Raw genomic sequence first — 17,238 nt, forward strand, 5'->3', positions numbered from 1 at the left:
TTTATTCCTCCTTTCCCTTTTGTGTTTCGTAGATTTCGCGGTAGACGGCATTGTTAGCTACCAAGTCTGCATGCCGTCCTTCTCCAATCAAGCGTCCTTGGTCCAAGACCAAAATCTTGTCTGCATGGACGACTGAACTAATCTTTTGAGCGATGATAATGGTTGTCGTCCCTTTCAGGTCTTTATTCAAAGCTTCCTGCACGAGTCTCTCTGACTTGGCATCCAAGGCCGAAGTCGAATCGTCAAAAATCAGGATACGGGGATTGCTGACAATCCCACGGGCAATCGACATCCGTTGCTTTTGTCCACCAGAAAAGTTGGTGCCACGTTCTTCGACCTGACTCTCAAATTTGTTTTCCATACGCCCAATAAATTCGCTGGTTTGAGCAATTCGTGCTGCACGTTCCATTTCTGACACGCTGGCATTGCCTTTTCCTTGACGAAGATTATCTGCAATGGTCCCGCTAAAGAGAATAGCACGTTGCAAGACGATGGAAACTGTTTTACGTAAGGTTCCCTCGCTGACGTCTCGAATATCCTTGCCACCAATCTTAATAGATCCCTCCTGGGGATCAAACAGTCGTGGAATTAACTGAGCCAAGGTAGACTTCCCTGCTCCAGTAGCCCCAACCACACCGACCATCTGACCGGGCGCAATATCAAAGCTTACATTCTTCAGCATAGGCTCGTCATCATTGGGATAGGTAAAGGTCACATTTTTAAAAGAGAGACTTCCTTCTAACTCTTCATCTGGGAGATCTTTAAAGGTCATCGCTGGCTCGGTATCTAGAATTTCGCGGATACGACGCAAGGAAATCATGGCACGACTGACAGAATTCCCTAAAAATCCAACCATGATGATGGTAAAGATAATCTGGCTGAGATAGTTGATAAAGGAAGCAATCGAGCCCACTACAGACGGATCTGACTGAGCCATTCCAGCCACCAACCAGATAGAGAGGAAGACCGCTCCATAGCCGACTAGCATCATAACGGGTTCTATAACTGAGAAGGCATAACCGATATAAAGATTTTGGCCGAGAAGTTCATCAGAAACATCGGTAAATTTGTCAAATTGTGCTTTTTCTTGTACAAAGGATTTGACCACGCGCACACCACGTAGATTTTCCTTGGCGATAGCATTGATCCGTTCAAGAAGGGTTTGAAACTTAGCAAATCGTGGCCCCATCATTCCCATCATGATAGCAGTTAGTGCAAAGATTAGGAGCACCATGAGGACAATCACCCACCAAAGTGACGGAAGAGTGTGAACCGCCAAGATAAAGGAACCGATAAAGAGAAGAGGGAGACGGAAGAGAATTTGAAAAGCCATCATCACCACGTTCTGAATTTGGTTGATATCATTGGTCATACGGACGACAAGGTTCCCCGCATTGAATTGCTCGATATTGGCATAAGAAAAAGTCTGGATCTTGCGAAAAGCGTCTTCACGAAGGTCCGAAGACACTCCTTGAGCAATGTAGGCTGCAAGTGTTACATTGACCCCACCTGCAACCAGACCGACTAGGGCTACTCCTATCAGCCAAGCGCCAATACTATAAATAGCCTCATTTTGACCGGCCAGCAAAGCCTCTAACACCTCTTGCAAATAGCGCGGTTGCAAGAGCGAACTCGCAACCATCAAGCCTGTCATCATTAAGGATGCCAAGGCCTGCCATTTATAGGTTTTTATTTTTTTAATGAGCATATTTCCTCCTAATAAAATAGATAAAGGGAGCGACATCCTGCGTCAGCTCCTTCTCATTCGTTCATATTGATGCTATTCTAGCAAAAAAGAGGCATCTTGTCAAAGAAGTCTCCTTATTATAAATTAGTGCGCTTTCATCTACAGGTGATGCATGAAAAGGCTTTTTATGGTAAAATGAAAGGAAGAACTCTTACAAGGAGGAAAAGATGAAGAAACAAACCATCGCTGTCTTGGGTCCTGGTTCTTGGGGAACTGCCCTTTCGCAGGTCCTAAACGACAATGGACACGAGGTTCGAATTTGGGGAAATATTTCTGACCAAATTGATGAAATCAATAACCAACATACAAACAAACGCTACTTCAAAGATATCCTACTCGACGAAAAAATCAAAGCCTATCATGACTTGGAAGAAACACTAAAGGATGTGGATGCTGTTTTATTTGTGGTCCCAACAAAAGTAACGAGACTGGTTGCCCAACAAGTAGCAAAGGTGCTTGATCACAAGGTTGTCATCATGCATGCCTCCAAAGGATTGGAACCAGATAGCCACAAACGTCTATCAACTATTCTTGAAGAGGAAATTCCAGTCGATCTCCGTAGTGAAGTCGTCGTTGTTTCAGGACCTAGCCATGCTGAGGAAACTATTGTGCGGGATATTACTTTGATCACTGCAGCCTCTAAAGACCTTGAAACGGCCCAGTACGTCCAAAATCTCTTTAGCAATCACTACTTCCGTCTCTATACTAATACGGATGTTATCGGAGTTGAAACCGCTGGTGCTCTCAAAAACATCATTGCAGTTGGTGCTGGGGCACTACATGGTCTAGGGTTTGGCGACAATGCCAAGGCGGCCATCATCGCACGTGGCTTGGCGGAAATCACCCGTCTAGGAGTCGCTCTAGGAGCTAACCCTCTGACTTATAGCGGTCTTTCTGGAGTTGGAGATTTGATTGTAACGGGGACATCTGTCCACTCTCGTAACTGGAGGGCCGGTGATGCTCTCGGTCGTGGAGAATCCCTCGCAGACATCGAAGCTAATATGGGCATGGTCATCGAAGGCATTTCAACAACGCGAGCAGCATACGAACTGGCTCAGGAATTGGGTGTCTACATGCCAATCACACAGGCTATTTACCGAGTGATCTATGAAGGTGTCAATATCAAAGAAGCAATCACTGACATCATGAGCAATGAATTTAAAGCAGAAAACGAATGGTCGTAGACCCTTATAGAAAGGAACATCATGAAACAAAAAGTCAGAAAAGCAGTCATCCCTGCCGCTGGATTGGGAACTCGTTTCCTCCCAGCAACTAAGGCCTTGGCCAAGGAAATGTTGCCAATCGTAGACAAGCCAACTATCCAGTTTATCGTTGAAGAAGCCCTCAAGTCTGGAATCGAAGATATCTTGGTTGTTACTGGTAAGTCAAAACGTTCTATCGAGGACCACTTCGACTCAAACTTCGAATTGGAATACAACCTCAAAGAAAAAGGGAAAACAGATCTTTTGAAGCTGGTTGATGAGACAACCGGCATGCGCCTGCATTTTATCCGTCAAACACATCCACGTGGTCTCGGAGATGCTGTCTTGCAAGCCAAAGCTTTCGTCGGAAATGAACCTTTTGTCGTTATGCTTGGTGATGACTTGATGGATATCACGGACGAAAAGGCTGTTCCACTTACCAAACAACTCATGGATGACTACGAGCGTACACACGCGTCCACTATCGCTGTTATGCCAGTCCCTCATGACGAAGTATCTGCTTATGGGGTTATTGCTCCGCAAGGAGAAGGGAAAGACGGTCTTTACAGCGTTGAAACCTTCGTTGAAAAACCTGCGCCAGAGGATGCTCCTAGCGACCTTGCTATTATTGGACGCTACCTCCTCACTCCTGAAATTTTCCAAATCCTCGAAAATCAAGCTCCAGGTGCAGGAAATGAAATTCAGCTGACAGATGCAATCGATACCCTCAATAAAACACAACGTGTATTTGCTCGTGAGTTCAAAGGAGCTCGTTACGATGTCGGAGATAAGTTTGGCTTTATGAAAACATCCATCGACTACGCTCTCAAACACCCACAAGTCAAAGACGACTTGAAAGACTACCTCATCCAACTTGGGAAAGAGTTAGCTGAGGGGGAATAGAAGAAAATTCCATATAAAAAAGAACTAGGATAGTTAATTATCCCCAGTTCTTTTTATTTTGTATTGCTATCATCCCGAACATATATACTCTCAAAAGGAAATCATATTTCTCGGTTAATCCACTAACAGGCTCCACCGAATTGATTTTAAATTTTATGAGAGCGCTACGATATTATTTGTTTTTTTATAAAAATAGGAGTACAATGAGTTAGTATAATAAAATAAAAAACACCGAATCGTGCGCATTACTGATTATGGATAACCATATTTTAACTCAAAAGAAAAATCTTTTGGCTGTGTTGTTTCGAATGGTTCCAAAATAATAAATAATTTTAAATTTGACTTAACTGTTGGAGTAGTCATGGTTAAATTAAATCAACCGAGTCGAATATAAGTTGTTTAATTTTGTGGAAGCTATTAATAAGAATATAATAAGGGAGAAAGATAGGTGTAATTTTAATTTTAAAGTAATTGCGGACACTATCAAAGTAAAAGATTATGGAGAACAAATCTGTAGAATTTATCAAAGACAATAAAAAAGTAATCATTTCATCAGTTGCAGTTGGTGTTGTATTGGTATTAGGGTTTGGATGGTATTCATATTACCAGCATCAAGCAGAGCAACAAGCAAAAATTGTACAATTAGAAAAAGATAGCAAATCAGACAAAGAACAAGTTGATAAACTATTTGAATCATTTGATGCATCTTCAGATGAATCTATTTCTAAGTTGAAAGAATTATCTGAAACTTCACTTAAAACCGATACAGGTAAAGACTATCTTAATAACAAAGTCAAAGAATCATCTAAAGCTATTGTAGATTTTCATTTGCAAAAAGGTTTGGCTTATGACATCAAAGATTCAGATGACAAATTTAAAGATAAAACAACCTTAGAAAATAATGTAAAAGAAATCAATAAACAAATTGATTTTATCAAGAAAGTTGATGAAACATTCAAACAAGATAATCTTGAAGAAACTACAAAATCTCTTACTGATATTGTAGATAAATTCAATAAGCAAATCGAAGCTTTGAAGAAAGAAGAAGAACAAAAAGCAGCTGAAAAAGCTAAAGAAGAAGAGAAGAAACAATCAGAAGCTAAATCACAAGAATCTTCTGGTGGATCAAGTAGTTCAAGCAGTTCAAGTTCTAACTCATCTTCTGATTCTGGATCAAATGGTGGCGGAAGTAATTATGAAGCCCCAGCTGCCGAACAATATTCATCTGGCAACAGCAATAGCGGCGGAGGAAATGATGGCTATACAAGATATACGGGAACTGATGCTTTTGGACATTCAGGCAGTTATCAAGCAAATCACAGTAATGGTGATGTTCGTGACGACAATGGAAACCACCTTGGAAACTACGGTGGAGGAATTGCTGATTTTAGACAACGTTAATAACTATTTTAGAGCTGTGTTGTTTCGAATGGTTCCAAAAAAAGCTACTCATTTTTTGAGTGGCTTTTTAACTATCCCCCCTACACATAGTTCATTCCCTTATAGCAAAGGAAAATGGCTAGTGCGATAAAAAGTACAGTTGCTCCGATTCGCTGGCTAGTACTGTACATCCTTCTCTCCCATTTAACTGGAAAAATAACTGCTAGAAAAGCACCTCCTACTGCCCCACCGATATGGCCTGCTAGGCTGATTCCTGGAATCAGAACACTTCCAATGATATTTATCACGAAAAGTGTCAGATAGGATTGCCCCAACTGCTGGATATAGGGGTTGCGAGTTGCGTAACGCAAGACGATAATCGCAGCAAATAGCCCGTAAAGAGAAGTGGAAGCGCCTGCTGCTACAACTTTCGGTGTGAAAGCAAAAACAAAGAGATTGCCCATCATTCCTGATAAGAGATAAAGAAAGAAGAACTGCTTGGAACCGAAAATCTCCTCCACCTGTCGTCCAAGAAAGTAGAGCGAAATCATATTGACAATAAAATGCTCCCATCCGATATGCACAAATATAGCCGAAAAAAGGCGCCAAATCTGCTCAGGGAACAGACGAATGATCGGTCCATACATGGCTCCAAACTGAAGCAAGGTATCTGCTCGTTCAAAATTTAAACCTGTAAGAACCAACATCAAGAGAAAGACCAATGCGGTTACTAGGAGGAAGAAACTAGTCACAGGATAACGTTTATCAAAGATTTCCTTCATAGATTAACACCTCCTGAACAGGAATATCATGGTCTTCCAAGTTAAACTCCTGAATTTGACAAGGATAGATTGTACTCAGGCTCTGCCCAGCAAAATGTTCTAGATAGCGGTCGTAGTATCCTCCACCATATCCGATCCGATAGCCCTCTGTTGTAAAAGCCAAGCCCGGAACATGAATTAAATCAATCTGAGACGGTTCCACCACTTCCAAGTCTCCTTGCGGTTCCAGTAAACCAAAGGAAGTTTTTGCCAACTGCTGCGGATGATAGACCACAAACTCCATGCGCCCCTTGGGATAGGTTTTGGGTATCAGAACCTTTTTATCGTCCTTCAGCGCCCGCTCGATCAATTCTTGCGTTTGAAATTCATGAGGGAAGGAGAGATAGGTTGCGATGGTCTTGGCTTCTTGGTAAAAAGGGTGTTGTAAGAAACGCTCAGTTAAAACTTGGTCCATAGCCTGTTTTTGCTCCTGAGATAGAGACTTCATTTCTTGCAAAATTTTCTTGCGTAGTTCTGCTTTCATAGACAATTCCTCTACTCTGCTGCCTTCTTTTTCAAGAAACTAGAGACCGCATCTACCCCAATGGCTAAGGCTTCTTCCTTAGGGCTCATCTGAGGGTGATGAAGGGCGTAGGGACTATCGATACCTAGCCAGAACATAACGCCATCTACCTTCGAAAGGAGATAACCAAAGTCCTCACCCGTCATAGCAGGCTCGATATCAATCAACTCAATTCCCTCTTTCTCTTCAAAAAAGTCCATCAGTTCACGCGCCAAGGCTGGATTGTTCTCAACAGGTAGGTAGCCTCCTTGCTTGAGTTCTACTTCGACTTCCATATCAAAGGCTGCTGCAACACCTTCTGAGACTGTCTTGACTCTTTTTTGTACCAAGAGGCTCATGTCCTGAGTCAAGGCGCGAATAGTTCCATGTAAAAATGCTGTGTCTGTAATGACATTATTGGTTGTTCCAGCTTGGAAAAGGCCAAAGGTCACCACCGCCCCCTCGATTGGATTGACATTGCGGCTGACAACTGACTGCACCTGGGTTACAAAGTAACTAGCAGCCACCAAGGCGTCATTGGCTTCATGTGGAAAAGCTGCGTGTCCTCCTTTTCCTTTGAAACGAATCTTCACCTCACAGGTCCCTGCAAAGAGAGTATGTGTATTGGTCGCAATCTGGCCGACTTTCAAATCCGGACGAACATGGAGACCATAAAACTGATCTGGCAACCAATCTCCAAAAGCACCATCCTCATACATGAGCATACCACCAGCTTCATTTTCTTCAGCAGGCTGAAATAGAAAGAGCAAATTATTCTTGGGTTGCTCCTCAAGAGCACGCTCGAGACAGCCCAAGGCAATGGTCATGTGAAAATCATGTCCGCAAGCATGCATACGACCTTGGTTTTGAGAGGCAAAAGGTAGACCTGTTTGTTCGACAATAGGCAGACCATCAATGTCTGTTCGCCAACCAATGGTTCGCTCCGGCTGACTTCCCTGCAGGTAGACCAAAATTCCTGTCCGCCAGGTACGAACTTGAACAAAGTCCTTGTTCGCAGTCAATTTCTCAATCACATCCAGCAAATAAGCCTGAGTCTTGAACTCCTCCAAGCCAATCTCTGGAATCTGGTGTAAATCTCGTCTAGTCTGAATCAAATCTAACATCTATCTGTCCTCCTATATAGAAGAAAGAGGCTGGAAGAAGTATCCGCCTCTTTTTATTTTTACAAGGTACGAAGCGCATCTTCTAGCGCTGTTTTTTGTTGGGTTTGGGCATCAATTTCTTTGATGATGCGAGCTGGAACACCTGCTACAACCACATTTTCTGGAACATCTTGGGTAACAATAGCTCCTGCTGCAACAACTGAACCACTACCGATTTTGACTCCCTCGATAACCACTGCATTGGCACCGATAAGAACATTGTCTCCAACACGGACTGGTTCAGCACTAGCTGGCTCAATCACACCTGCCAAAACTGCACCTGCACCAACGTGACTGTTTTTCCCAACGATAGCACGGCCACCAAGGATGGCACCCATGTCAATCATGGTTCCTGCACCGATTTCTGCTCCGATATTGATAACAGCCCCCATCATGATAACAGCATTGTCACCAATTTCCACCTGGTCACGGATAATAGCACCTGGCTCGATACGAGCGTTGATAGCACGCTTATCTAGCAAAGGAACTGCAGAATTACGAGCATCTTGCTCGACAACGTAATCTTGATTTTCTACCAAACCTTCAAGAAGCGGAGTCACGTCCTTCCAGTCTCCGAATAGGACATTTCCTAGTTTGACAACAGAGCTAGGCACAGCAGTTGCGAGTTGCCCCTCAAAGGTTACTTTGACACTGGTTTTCTTTTCAGCATTGGCGATAAATTGGATAATTTCTTGAGCATTCATTTTTGTAGCAGTCATAGGTGCCTCCTGGTTCGTTATAATGATACCTATTCTACCAAAAAAGGCCTCAAATTTGAAGCCTCAACTATCAAATAATCATCTTTACCTGGCTTGTTTTGCTTCTTCTATAGATAAAAAAATCATCGGAACGATAATCAACACCATAGCTAAGGCCAAAAAACCATCCATGACCAATCCCAAAAAAAGAACACTTAATAAAGCTGAAGAGAGCGGTTCGCTAGCACTCACCACCGATACAACCAGCGGAGAAACGAGTGACACGGCCTTCATAGATAGAAAGAAGGCAAAAGCAGTACCAAACACGGCAATCGTCAGACAAATCAGCACACTTACCAGATCCACTTGAAAACTTATCCGATAAATAGGGTAAAGAAAATTACTAAATAGCCCTGCCAGAATCATCCCCCAACCAACAGTTGGAATGAAACCGTAGCGCCGTGCAAAGCGTTGGGGAAGGATAACATTAAACATGACCCCTACTGCACTGAGCAAACCTGTCACTAGAGCCAAAGGAGTCATGGATAATTGGGACAAATCTCCTTTTGTAGCCATCAAAAAAACACCTAGCATGGCAATCAAAACATAGAAAACAGCTGTAATCGAAGCTTTCTTCTGGTAAATGATTCGATTGTAAAACAGGATAAAAACTGGGCTGATAAATTGCAAAATTGTCGCCGTCGTCGCATTGGAATACTCAACGCAGAGATAAAAGAAAAACTGCACAGAAAAAATACCTAGAATAGCATAGGCTAAAAAAGGTAGATAATTTTTCTTATCACGCCAGATGTCCAACAAGCGGCTACGCAACTGAAAAGCAGATAAACCTAAAACCAAACTCCCCGCCACAAGCAACCGCATAGAAGTAATCCATCCAGAAGACACTGGATAATGAGTGAAAAAATACTCTCCTAAAATCCCACAAATCCCCCAGATTAGGCCTGAGAGTAGCGAGTATACTGTTCCCTTAACAATCTTTTTCTGATAATGATTCATATTATTATTGTAACACGAAACCAACAAAGAAAAAAGTAGCAACAAGGAGAAATTACTAACCTTGCTACTACTCTTTCTTAGCGATTAAATAGACGTGAACGTCCTGTAGAACCACTTTGAGTATTCCCACTCGAACTTGAACTTCCAGAGCTACTGCTTGAACTTGAGCTTGGAGGAGTCACTGCTGGAATGCTTCCTAGAATATTCTTCCATGCGTTCAGATAATCTGCATCGCTTCCTCCAATAGCAAAGCGATAGGTGGTCACTGGGGCACCTTCTTTAGTCGCCCAGTAGCTCGTTACTGTTGATCCAGAAACTTCTATTTCTTTCCCATTGATGGAAACCTTGCCTGGTTTTTGCCCTGTAGAACGAAGAACTTGTGACTTGGTCACACTTGGATCCAGATTAAAGCGCTCATTCCCCCATATTCCAGGTTCAGCTTGTTGGATAGCATTGACCAAGTGGGCCATATAGTTGGCATTGCGGTAGTGGCCTGCTCCTTTGGCTAGTGGTCTGTTGTCATCGTGACCTAACCAGCCACCCAAAGTCAATCGAGGTGTAGAAAGCATGAGCCACATATTTTCATCTTCATTGGTCGTACCAGTTTTTCCGATCCAGTCAGCACGGGCTAGGGATGGATTGATAGTCGTCAAGTCCGTCTGGAAACTTGAAGTAATCCGAGACGAGATAACATCCCGAAGGAGACTTTGCATAATGGTTGCTGTCGCTTTCGAATAAACTTGGACAGGCTCATCCTTGTGCTCGTATACCAATCGGCCATCCGTTGACTCGATCTTCGCGATCATATGTTTCTTATGGTAAACTCCATTGTTGGCCAGAGTTTGATACCCGTTGGTATGCTGGGCAACTGTAACGTCAATCCCCCCACCCATCGGTAAACTTTCAATCCCATATTCTGGGATTTCGTAACCCATTTTTTCCATATAGCCTTTGACATCAACACCCTTCTCTCGAAGCGTACGATACGTCCAGTAGGCTGGGATATTCCATGAGTAGTTAAGGGCTTCTCCCAATGTCATCATTCCCGTACCAGGACTATTGACATACATGATGGGGTTCCCGTTTGAGAAGTTGGTAGGATAGTTTGATAAGATACTTGCACTCCCCATCAAACCTTGGTCAATAGCGATACCATAGGCCAATATAGGTTTTGTGGTTGAAGCTGGAGAACGCTTGGTATCAATAGCGTGATTGTTCTGATTTTCTTGATAATTACGACCACCAACAAATCCAAGGATAGCTCCCGTTTGGTTGTCCATGAGGACATTCCCCACCTCAGGCTGGCCTGTCGAATCATCTAGCAAATAGCCGTAGGTCGCAACCGCATTTTGCATCGCAGCATGAACATTTTTATTGATAGTTGTCGTAATCTTATATCCACCATTTTCAATTTCCTTAGCGGCTAGATCACGATAGGATTTCTGAATGGACTCATTCTTTAATTCTTGCGCAGAAACATTATCTCGTTGGACGAGGTAGTCGTACATGCGATCAGTAGCTTCTGCCAAGGTTGCATAGTAGAGATAGTCACGCGAAGTACCGCTAACACTACCTGATGGTAGGAAATCTTTCTTAAAGTCATAATCTTTGTACTTATCGTAGTCTTCCTGACTTAGAGCTCCTGTCCGGTACATGTTGTAGAGGACATCCTTGGCACGCTTGATTCCCAAAGCCATGTCCTCATCACTCTTCATACTACCATCAGATTCATAAGGAGAATAACTGATTGGACTCTGTGGCAATCCTGCGATAAAGGCTGCTTGAGGGACCGTTAAATCCGAAGCATTGACCCCAAAGATTCCTTCTGCAGCCTGCTGAGCACCTGCAATATTTTGACCTTTATGATTGCGACCAAAAGGAGCAATGTTAAGGTAGGTTGTCAAGATCTCATCCTTACCCATGGCCCGTTCTAAAGCTAGAGCATCAATAATCTCTTTGGCCTTACGAGCTAGAGTTGGAGCATCCCCCACCACTTGCTGCTTGATAACCTGCTGGGTCAAGGTCGAACCACCACTAGACGAGCCTAGACCGACAAAGGTTCCCAAAGTCGCACGAATAACGGCCTTAGGCACAACTCCCTTGTGCTCATTGAAATGCTCGTCCTCTGTCGCAACAATGGCTTTCTTAAGGTTATCTGAGATAGCATCTGAAGCGACTGAAGTGCGCAACAAATCACCCTCGATCGAGGCAATGGTACTGCCGTCAGAATAAGTGATTTCTGAGATAGAGGCAATATCCTTCACTTGCTTGACCAACTCTTCTGCTTGAGGCACCTGAGCCTTGTCAAATAGAGCGACTCCATAACCCATAGCTACACCAGCGCCAAACAGTCCACCGATAAAACCTAAGATAAAGAGAGTGTTAAAGACTATTTTAAACCCACTCAAAACCTTAGCAAAATTAGATCCTGCCCTTCCAACTTTGTCAGAAGAGGTCCCCTTTTTACCGGTTTTCTTATTAGCCAGTTTTTCTGCTAGTCTTTTCTTCCATTTTACAATTCGTTGCATTAGCTGCTGGAAAAAATGCAGCATTTTTGTTTTTAATTCATTAATTCTTTCTTTCATGAATGTCCTCGCTTTCTCTATTATACCATAAAAGGGAAACTTTCAATAAAATAGCCACTTTCTTCCCTATTCCACTAGGCTATTGTCCGAGTTTGTGATACAATAGGTAGAAACAATATTTTATAAAGGAGAAAAGACACATGCACATTTTTGATGAGCTAAAAGAGCGTGGTTTGATTTTTCAAACGACTGATGAAGAAGCTTTGCGTAAAGCCCTAGAAGAAGGTCAAGTTTCTTATTATACTGGCTACGATCCAACTGCTGATAGCCTTCACCTCGGCCACCTTGTCGCAATCTTGACCAGTCGTCGCTTGCAGTTAGCAGGTCATAAACCATATGCGCTCGTTGGCGGTGCTACAGGTCTCATCGGAGATCCGTCCTTCAAAGATGCTGAGCGTAGTCTCCAAACAAAAGACACAGTAGAGGGCTGGGTCAAGTCTATCCAAGGGCAACTTTCTCGTTTTCTTGACTTTGAAAATGGTGAAAATAAGGCTGTCATGGTCAACAACTACGACTGGTTTGGCAGTATCAGCTTCATTGACTTCCTCCGTGACGTCGGAAAATACTTCACTGTCAACTACATGATGAGTAAGGAATCTGTGAAGAAACGGATCGAGACAGGGATTTCTTACACTGAGTTTGCCTACCAAATCATGCAAGGGTACGACTTCTATGTCCTTAACCAAGACTACAATGTTACTCTGCAAATCGGTGGTTCTGACCAGTGGGGAAATATGACAGCTGGTACCGAATTGCTTCGTCGTAAGGCTGACAAGACTGGTCACGTGATCACTGTTCCACTCATCACAGACGCAACTGGTAAGAAATTTGGTAAGTCAGAAGGAAACGCAGTTTGGCTTAACCCTGAAAAGACTTCTCCATACGAAATGTACCAATTCTGGATGAACGTGATGGATGCTGACGCTGTTCGCTTCTTGAAAATCTTTACCTTCTTGTCACTCGATGAGATTGAAGACATCCGCAAAGAGTTTGAAGCGGCTCCACACGAACGCTTGGCACAAAAGGTCCTCGCTCGTGAAGTCGTGACTCTTGTTCACGGAGAAGAAGCTTACAAAGAAGCCCTTAACATCACCGAGCAACTCTTTGCTGGAAACATCAAAAACCTTTCTGTCAAAGAACTCAAACAAGGACTTCGTGGTGTGCCAAACTACCAAGTACAGGCAGACGAAAACCACAATATCGTGGAACTCCTCGTGTCATCCGGTGTGGTGAACTCCAAACGCCAAGCCCGTGAAGATGTTCAAAATGGAGCCATCTACGTCAACGGCGACCGTATCCAAGACCTTGACTATGTCTTGAGTGACGCAGATAAGTTAGAAAACGAACTCACTGTTATCCGCCGAGGAAAGAAGAAATACTTTGTGTTGACTTACTAAATTGTTAAACATTTACCTATAAACAAAGGAGTTACCCTCGAGAAAGGTAACTCCTTTTTGCTGTGAATAGTCCCCACCTATCCCTTAATAGACAGGCTACGCAGGACTATGCGTAAGGTTGTTAGATTATGTAGGATAGAGAGGTTTGAAGGACTGAGCCAATTAAACAAGCCAAAGCCAATCAAACTACTATTTACGACAACGGTATCTTGAATATTCTTCTTGATGAGTGTTTGCAAAGATGATGATAGCCAATCCAACTCTTGGAAGAAATCCAAACGATTATCTAACAATAAGATATCGCTCATCTGCTTAGAAATATCTGCACTCTCATTCATCACCACACCGATATCTGATAGGGTTAGAGCCGCTGAGTCATTCAATCCATCTCCAACCATCAAAATCGTGTGACCTGCTTTCTGCAGTTCCTCTACTAACTCAAATTTCCCATCAGGTTTCAAGTCTGTATAGACCTGATCAAAGGGCAAATCTTTGACTAATTCCTCTGTCCTAACCAAGGTGTCCCCTGTTGCCAGAATCAATTTTTTCCCTTGTGCCTTAAGTTTCTCCAAGGCTGCTTTTGCTTCTTTTCTCAAAGGAGTATGAATGCAGAACATTCCAATCAATTCATTCTGATAAGCCAAGAATAAGAGATTGTAGTGACTCTTGTACTCTTCAATTAAAGCATTTTGTTCTGAACTGATATGAATCTGCTCATCCTGCATCAAGACATAATTCCCAATAAGAACTGGTTGGCCATCTATATGAGATTTGATCCCCTTGCTTGCAATATATTGGAGTTTCCCATGCATTTCTTCATGTTCAATTCCCTCTATCTCAGCTTGCTTGACGATGGCATTAGCAATAGGATGATAAATGTGTTCCTCAAGACAGGCACTGATTCTGAGAATATCTTCCTCACTATAGTCCCCAAAAGGTAACACCTTTTCAACTATAGGATAACTAGTTGTGATTGTTCCCGTCTTATCAAACAAGAAAGTATCAACTTCCAGATATTTCTCCAGAACATCCCCATCCTTAATCACCATTTCACGGTTCAACCCCTCCTTGATAGCTGTCAAATAAGCTACAGGAGTAGAGATTTTCAAAGCGCAGGAGAAATCGACTAATAGGAAAGAAATAGCCTTAGAAAAAGAACCTGTTAATAGGTAAGTTAGCCCAGCCCCCAAGAAATTATATTTGACGACCTTATCCGCCATCTTGATGAAATAGCGTTGTTTCGTTTTCTTGTTTTCTTCAGATTTCTTCATTAACTCAATCAGTTGTAAAATCCGGCTGTTCATCTGATTATCGGTTACACGAATGCGTAACTCTCCAGTTTCTAATACTGTATTTGCACAAACCAAATCAGACTCTCTTTTTTCAACTGGAAAACTCTCTCCCGTCAAGGAACTTTCGTTGACCATACCTAAACCTGAAACTACTTGTCCATCAAACAGAATTTCATTTCCTTGAGATAGGACCAAGACATCTCCTATTTGAACATCGGAACTCTTGATACTAACAACCGTATCGCCCTGTACTAAGAATACGTCGCTCTCTTTTGCAAGAAGGCTTTGTTCTAAATCTGTTGCAGTTTTTTTCAAAGACCACTGATCTAAATGATTCCCCAAATCAAGCATAAACATGATATTGCTAGCTGTCTTGGATTGGTTCATAAACAAGGACAATAAAATCGCCGAACAGTCCAAGACTTCCATCGTTAGTTCCTTACGCGCTAGTGTTTGATAGGCTTCTCTAATATAACCCAAAGCCTGATAACAAGTCCATATATAGCGAATAGGATACGGCACAAAACTACGAAAAAGTACACGCTTAATCGCTGCACCTGAAACAATAGAATAAGCACTCTCTTCTCTACGAATGGGAAGAGTCATCAACTCAGAAACTTTCCCTTTATCAATTCTTTTTAAAAAGGCTTCTGCATTATCTAATACAGAAAAGCCTTCTTTTATGCGTAGAGTAAAGTGCTGTTGATCCATGTAAAACTGGATAGACTCAATCCCCTTTTCATCTCTCGCCAAGGAACGAAGATAGTCTTGAATATCCAAGGTGAGTGAAAAAGAAGATGATAGTCGGATATGTTGGTATCCTCTATGTAGCACTTTAAAAGACATATTATTCTCCTATAAGGCTATCTAATTGCTCTTCTTTTTTCTCTTGCTCGTACAAATATTTGGCATCTTGCAAGACATCGTCTCCATGTTGTTTCACAACAGAAACAGATGCATCTAGCCCGTCTTTCAACTTGTAAGCCTTAGCCAAAGCTTTAGAATAACCTTTTTTAGCTTCCTTACTTGCCAAGATTTTCAAACCAAGGGTACCAAATGCGACACCACCCAAAAAGAGTGATGATTTTTTCGCAACTTTTGCAACGGTTAATACTTCTTTTAACATACTTATTTCCTCCTTATCATTATTATATAGAAATTTAGATATAAAAGCAATTTTATTCTATAAATTGGAGAATTAGTTTTATTTCTACTGAATCTCCCATCTACTTATTTCTAAAGTTGCTTTCATTTGCCTCTTTTGATACACTTAAACTATGAATACAAACCTCAAACCCAAACTTCAGCGTTTTGCTTCTGCGACTGCCTTTTCCTGCCCTATCTGCCAAGAAAATCTGGCCTTGGTAGAGTCTAGCCTCAAGTGTAGCAACCGCCATTCTTTTGATCTGGCAAAATTCGGCTATGTCAACTTGGCTCCGCAAATCAAGCAATCTGCCAACTACGACAAGGAAAACTTCCAAAACCGCCAGCAAATTCTTGAAGCTGGTTTTTATCAGGCTATTTTAGAAGGTATCTCGGACTTACTAACAACTAATCCATCCGCAAAAACAGTCTTGGATATCGGTTGTGGCGAAGGTTTCTACTCTCGTAAACTCCAAGAAAGTCACTCTGATAAAACCTTCTATGCCTTTGACATTTCAAAAGACTCGGTCCAAATCGCAGCTAAAAGTGAACTCAACTGGTCAGTTAATTGGTTTGTCGGTGACCTGGCTCGACTTCCTATAAAAGACGCCAGTATGGATATCCTGCTCGACATCTTTTCACCTGCCAACTATGGGGAATTCCGTCGCGTTTTATCCAAAGATGGCATCTTGATCAAGGTCATCCCGACTGAAAATCACCTCAAAGAAATCCGTCAAAGGGTACAAGACCAGCTGACAAACAAGGACTATTCCAACCAAGATATCAAGGAACATTTCCAGGAATACTTCAGCATCCAATCTAGCCAAATAGCTTCCCTAACCAAACCCATCACAGCCGAGCAACGCCAAGCTTTACTTAGCATGACCCCCCTTCTCTTTCATGTTGACCAGACCAAAATTGACTGGAGTCAACTGACAGAGATTACCATTGAGGCAGAGATTTTGGTTGGGAAAGCACTGTAAATAAAACTTTCAGATAAGACAAAACCCGCACCTCCTCTTGAGGTGTGGGTATAAATCGCGATTTTTCAACTGTCTATCCGAAAAGTGGAAAAAATTTTAACCTCTCCATTTATTTTCGATTCGAAATAACAAATTTATCAATAAATAGCAAGTGAAATGAGGCAAGTGATGCCCCATAACAACATCCATGAAAAGAGATTTCTTGATGAGTCAGTGGAAAGGAACTACTATTACCCATATAAAGGCATGACCAAATCACAAATAGTATCCAAAATAAATCAGTCCATTTATATTTTGAAAAATATTTTTTCCACATAAGAACACCTTCTTTCTTCACCACAATGCTATTATAATACAAATTATAAGCGGATACAAGAAATACGAGGCCATCAACTACGAAGAATC

Annotated in this window: 15 protein-coding genes; 5 read left to right on the forward strand and 10 right to left on the reverse strand. The window is 42.2% G+C overall.

What is annotated here, in order from left to right; translation table 11 throughout:
- Nucleotide 1 precedes the first annotated feature (1 nt).
- Entirely contained in the window at nucleotides 2-1,708 is a 1,707-nt protein-coding gene (locus B7717_RS00370; protein ID WP_084943962.1) for an ABC transporter ATP-binding protein, read from the reverse strand.
- 206 nt (nucleotides 1,709-1,914) lie between these two features.
- Here B7717_RS00370 and B7717_RS00375 point away from each other — a divergent pair, with 206 nt between their 5' ends.
- From B7717_RS00375 to B7717_RS00385, 3 genes are all read left to right on the forward strand, one after another.
- Entirely contained in the window at nucleotides 1,915-2,931 is a 1,017-nt protein-coding gene (locus tag B7717_RS00375; protein ID WP_033585444.1) for an NAD(P)H-dependent glycerol-3-phosphate dehydrogenase, read from the forward strand.
- A gap of 21 nt (nucleotides 2,932-2,952) precedes the next feature.
- Nucleotides 2,953-3,852 (forward strand): UTP--glucose-1-phosphate uridylyltransferase GalU, encoded by a 900-nt coding sequence (gene galU, locus B7717_RS00380; RefSeq protein WP_000811022.1) that lies wholly within the window; start codon nucleotides 2,953-2,955, stop codon nucleotides 3,850-3,852.
- A 498-nt stretch (nucleotides 3,853-4,350) separates the two neighbouring features.
- Nucleotides 4,351-5,253 (forward strand): hypothetical protein, encoded by a 903-nt coding sequence (locus B7717_RS00385; protein WP_049478399.1) that lies wholly within the window; start codon nucleotides 4,351-4,353, stop codon nucleotides 5,251-5,253.
- A gap of 80 nt (nucleotides 5,254-5,333) precedes the next feature.
- On the opposite strand, the gene B7717_RS00390 is transcribed toward B7717_RS00385, so the two are convergent.
- The 6 genes from B7717_RS00390 to pbp1b form a co-directional block, all read right to left on the reverse strand.
- Nucleotides 5,334-6,014 carry a rhomboid family intramembrane serine protease gene (locus B7717_RS00390; RefSeq protein ID WP_033585443.1) on the reverse strand — a complete coding sequence of 227 codons (681 nt, stop codon included), beginning with the start codon at nucleotides 6,012-6,014 and terminating at the stop codon, nucleotides 5,334-5,336.
- On the reverse strand, nucleotides 5,998-6,537 hold the full coding sequence (locus B7717_RS00395) for a 5-formyltetrahydrofolate cyclo-ligase (RefSeq protein ID WP_049478398.1): 540 nt from the start codon (nucleotides 6,535-6,537) through the stop codon (nucleotides 5,998-6,000). The genes B7717_RS00390 and B7717_RS00395 overlap by 17 nt, the downstream gene beginning before the upstream one ends.
- An 11-nt stretch (nucleotides 6,538-6,548) precedes the next feature.
- On the reverse strand, nucleotides 6,549-7,679 hold the full coding sequence (locus B7717_RS00400) for an N-acetyldiaminopimelate deacetylase (protein WP_084943963.1): 1,131 nt from the start codon (nucleotides 7,677-7,679) through the stop codon (nucleotides 6,549-6,551).
- 59 nt (nucleotides 7,680-7,738) lie between these two features.
- Nucleotides 7,739-8,437, reverse strand: a complete 699-nt coding sequence (gene dapD, locus B7717_RS00405) for a 2,3,4,5-tetrahydropyridine-2,6-dicarboxylate N-acetyltransferase (protein WP_084943964.1) — start codon at nucleotides 8,435-8,437, stop codon at nucleotides 7,739-7,741.
- 84 nt (nucleotides 8,438-8,521) lie between these two features.
- Nucleotides 8,522-9,433: a DMT family transporter gene (locus B7717_RS00410; protein ID WP_084943965.1), complete on the reverse strand. Its 912-nt coding sequence runs from the start codon at nucleotides 9,431-9,433 to the stop codon at nucleotides 8,522-8,524.
- Between the two features lie 77 nt (nucleotides 9,434-9,510).
- A complete protein-coding gene (gene pbp1b, locus B7717_RS00415) occupies nucleotides 9,511-12,018 on the reverse strand; it encodes a penicillin-binding protein PBP1B (protein WP_084943966.1) in 2,508 nt (835 codons plus the stop codon).
- Between the two features lie 140 nt (nucleotides 12,019-12,158).
- On the opposite strand from pbp1b, the gene tyrS reads away from it, so the two are divergent.
- The gene (gene tyrS, locus B7717_RS00420) at nucleotides 12,159-13,415 is read left to right on the forward strand and encodes a tyrosine--tRNA ligase (protein ID WP_084943967.1); all 1,257 of its coding nucleotides are present in this window, start codon (nucleotides 12,159-12,161) and stop codon (nucleotides 13,413-13,415) included.
- Between the two features lie 77 nt (nucleotides 13,416-13,492).
- Here tyrS and B7717_RS00425 read toward each other — a convergent pair whose 3' ends face one another.
- Complete coding sequence (locus B7717_RS00425; protein WP_000008775.1) at nucleotides 13,493-15,553, reverse strand: heavy metal translocating P-type ATPase; 2,061 nt, start codon at nucleotides 15,551-15,553, stop codon at nucleotides 13,493-13,495.
- Between the two features lies 1 nt (nucleotide 15,554).
- Nucleotides 15,555-15,833 carry a DUF6110 family protein gene (locus B7717_RS00430; RefSeq protein ID WP_000910910.1) on the reverse strand — a complete coding sequence of 93 codons (279 nt, stop codon included), beginning with the start codon at nucleotides 15,831-15,833 and terminating at the stop codon, nucleotides 15,555-15,557.
- Nucleotides 15,834-15,984: 151 nt separating this feature from the next.
- On the opposite strand from B7717_RS00430, the gene B7717_RS00435 reads away from it, so the two are divergent.
- Nucleotides 15,985-16,833 carry a putative RNA methyltransferase gene (locus B7717_RS00435; protein WP_001095532.1) on the forward strand — a complete coding sequence of 283 codons (849 nt, stop codon included), beginning with the start codon at nucleotides 15,985-15,987 and terminating at the stop codon, nucleotides 16,831-16,833.
- Between the two features lie 109 nt (nucleotides 16,834-16,942).
- Here B7717_RS00435 and B7717_RS09795 read toward each other — a convergent pair whose 3' ends face one another.
- Nucleotides 16,943-17,149 (reverse strand): hypothetical protein, encoded by a 207-nt coding sequence (locus B7717_RS09795; protein ID WP_033587430.1) that lies wholly within the window; start codon nucleotides 17,147-17,149, stop codon nucleotides 16,943-16,945.
- Nucleotides 17,150-17,238: the final 89 nt, after the last annotated feature.

The sequence above is a fragment of the Streptococcus oralis subsp. oralis genome (assembly GCF_002096495.1).
GTDB classification, from domain to species: domain Bacteria; phylum Bacillota; class Bacilli; order Lactobacillales; family Streptococcaceae; genus Streptococcus; species Streptococcus oralis_CU.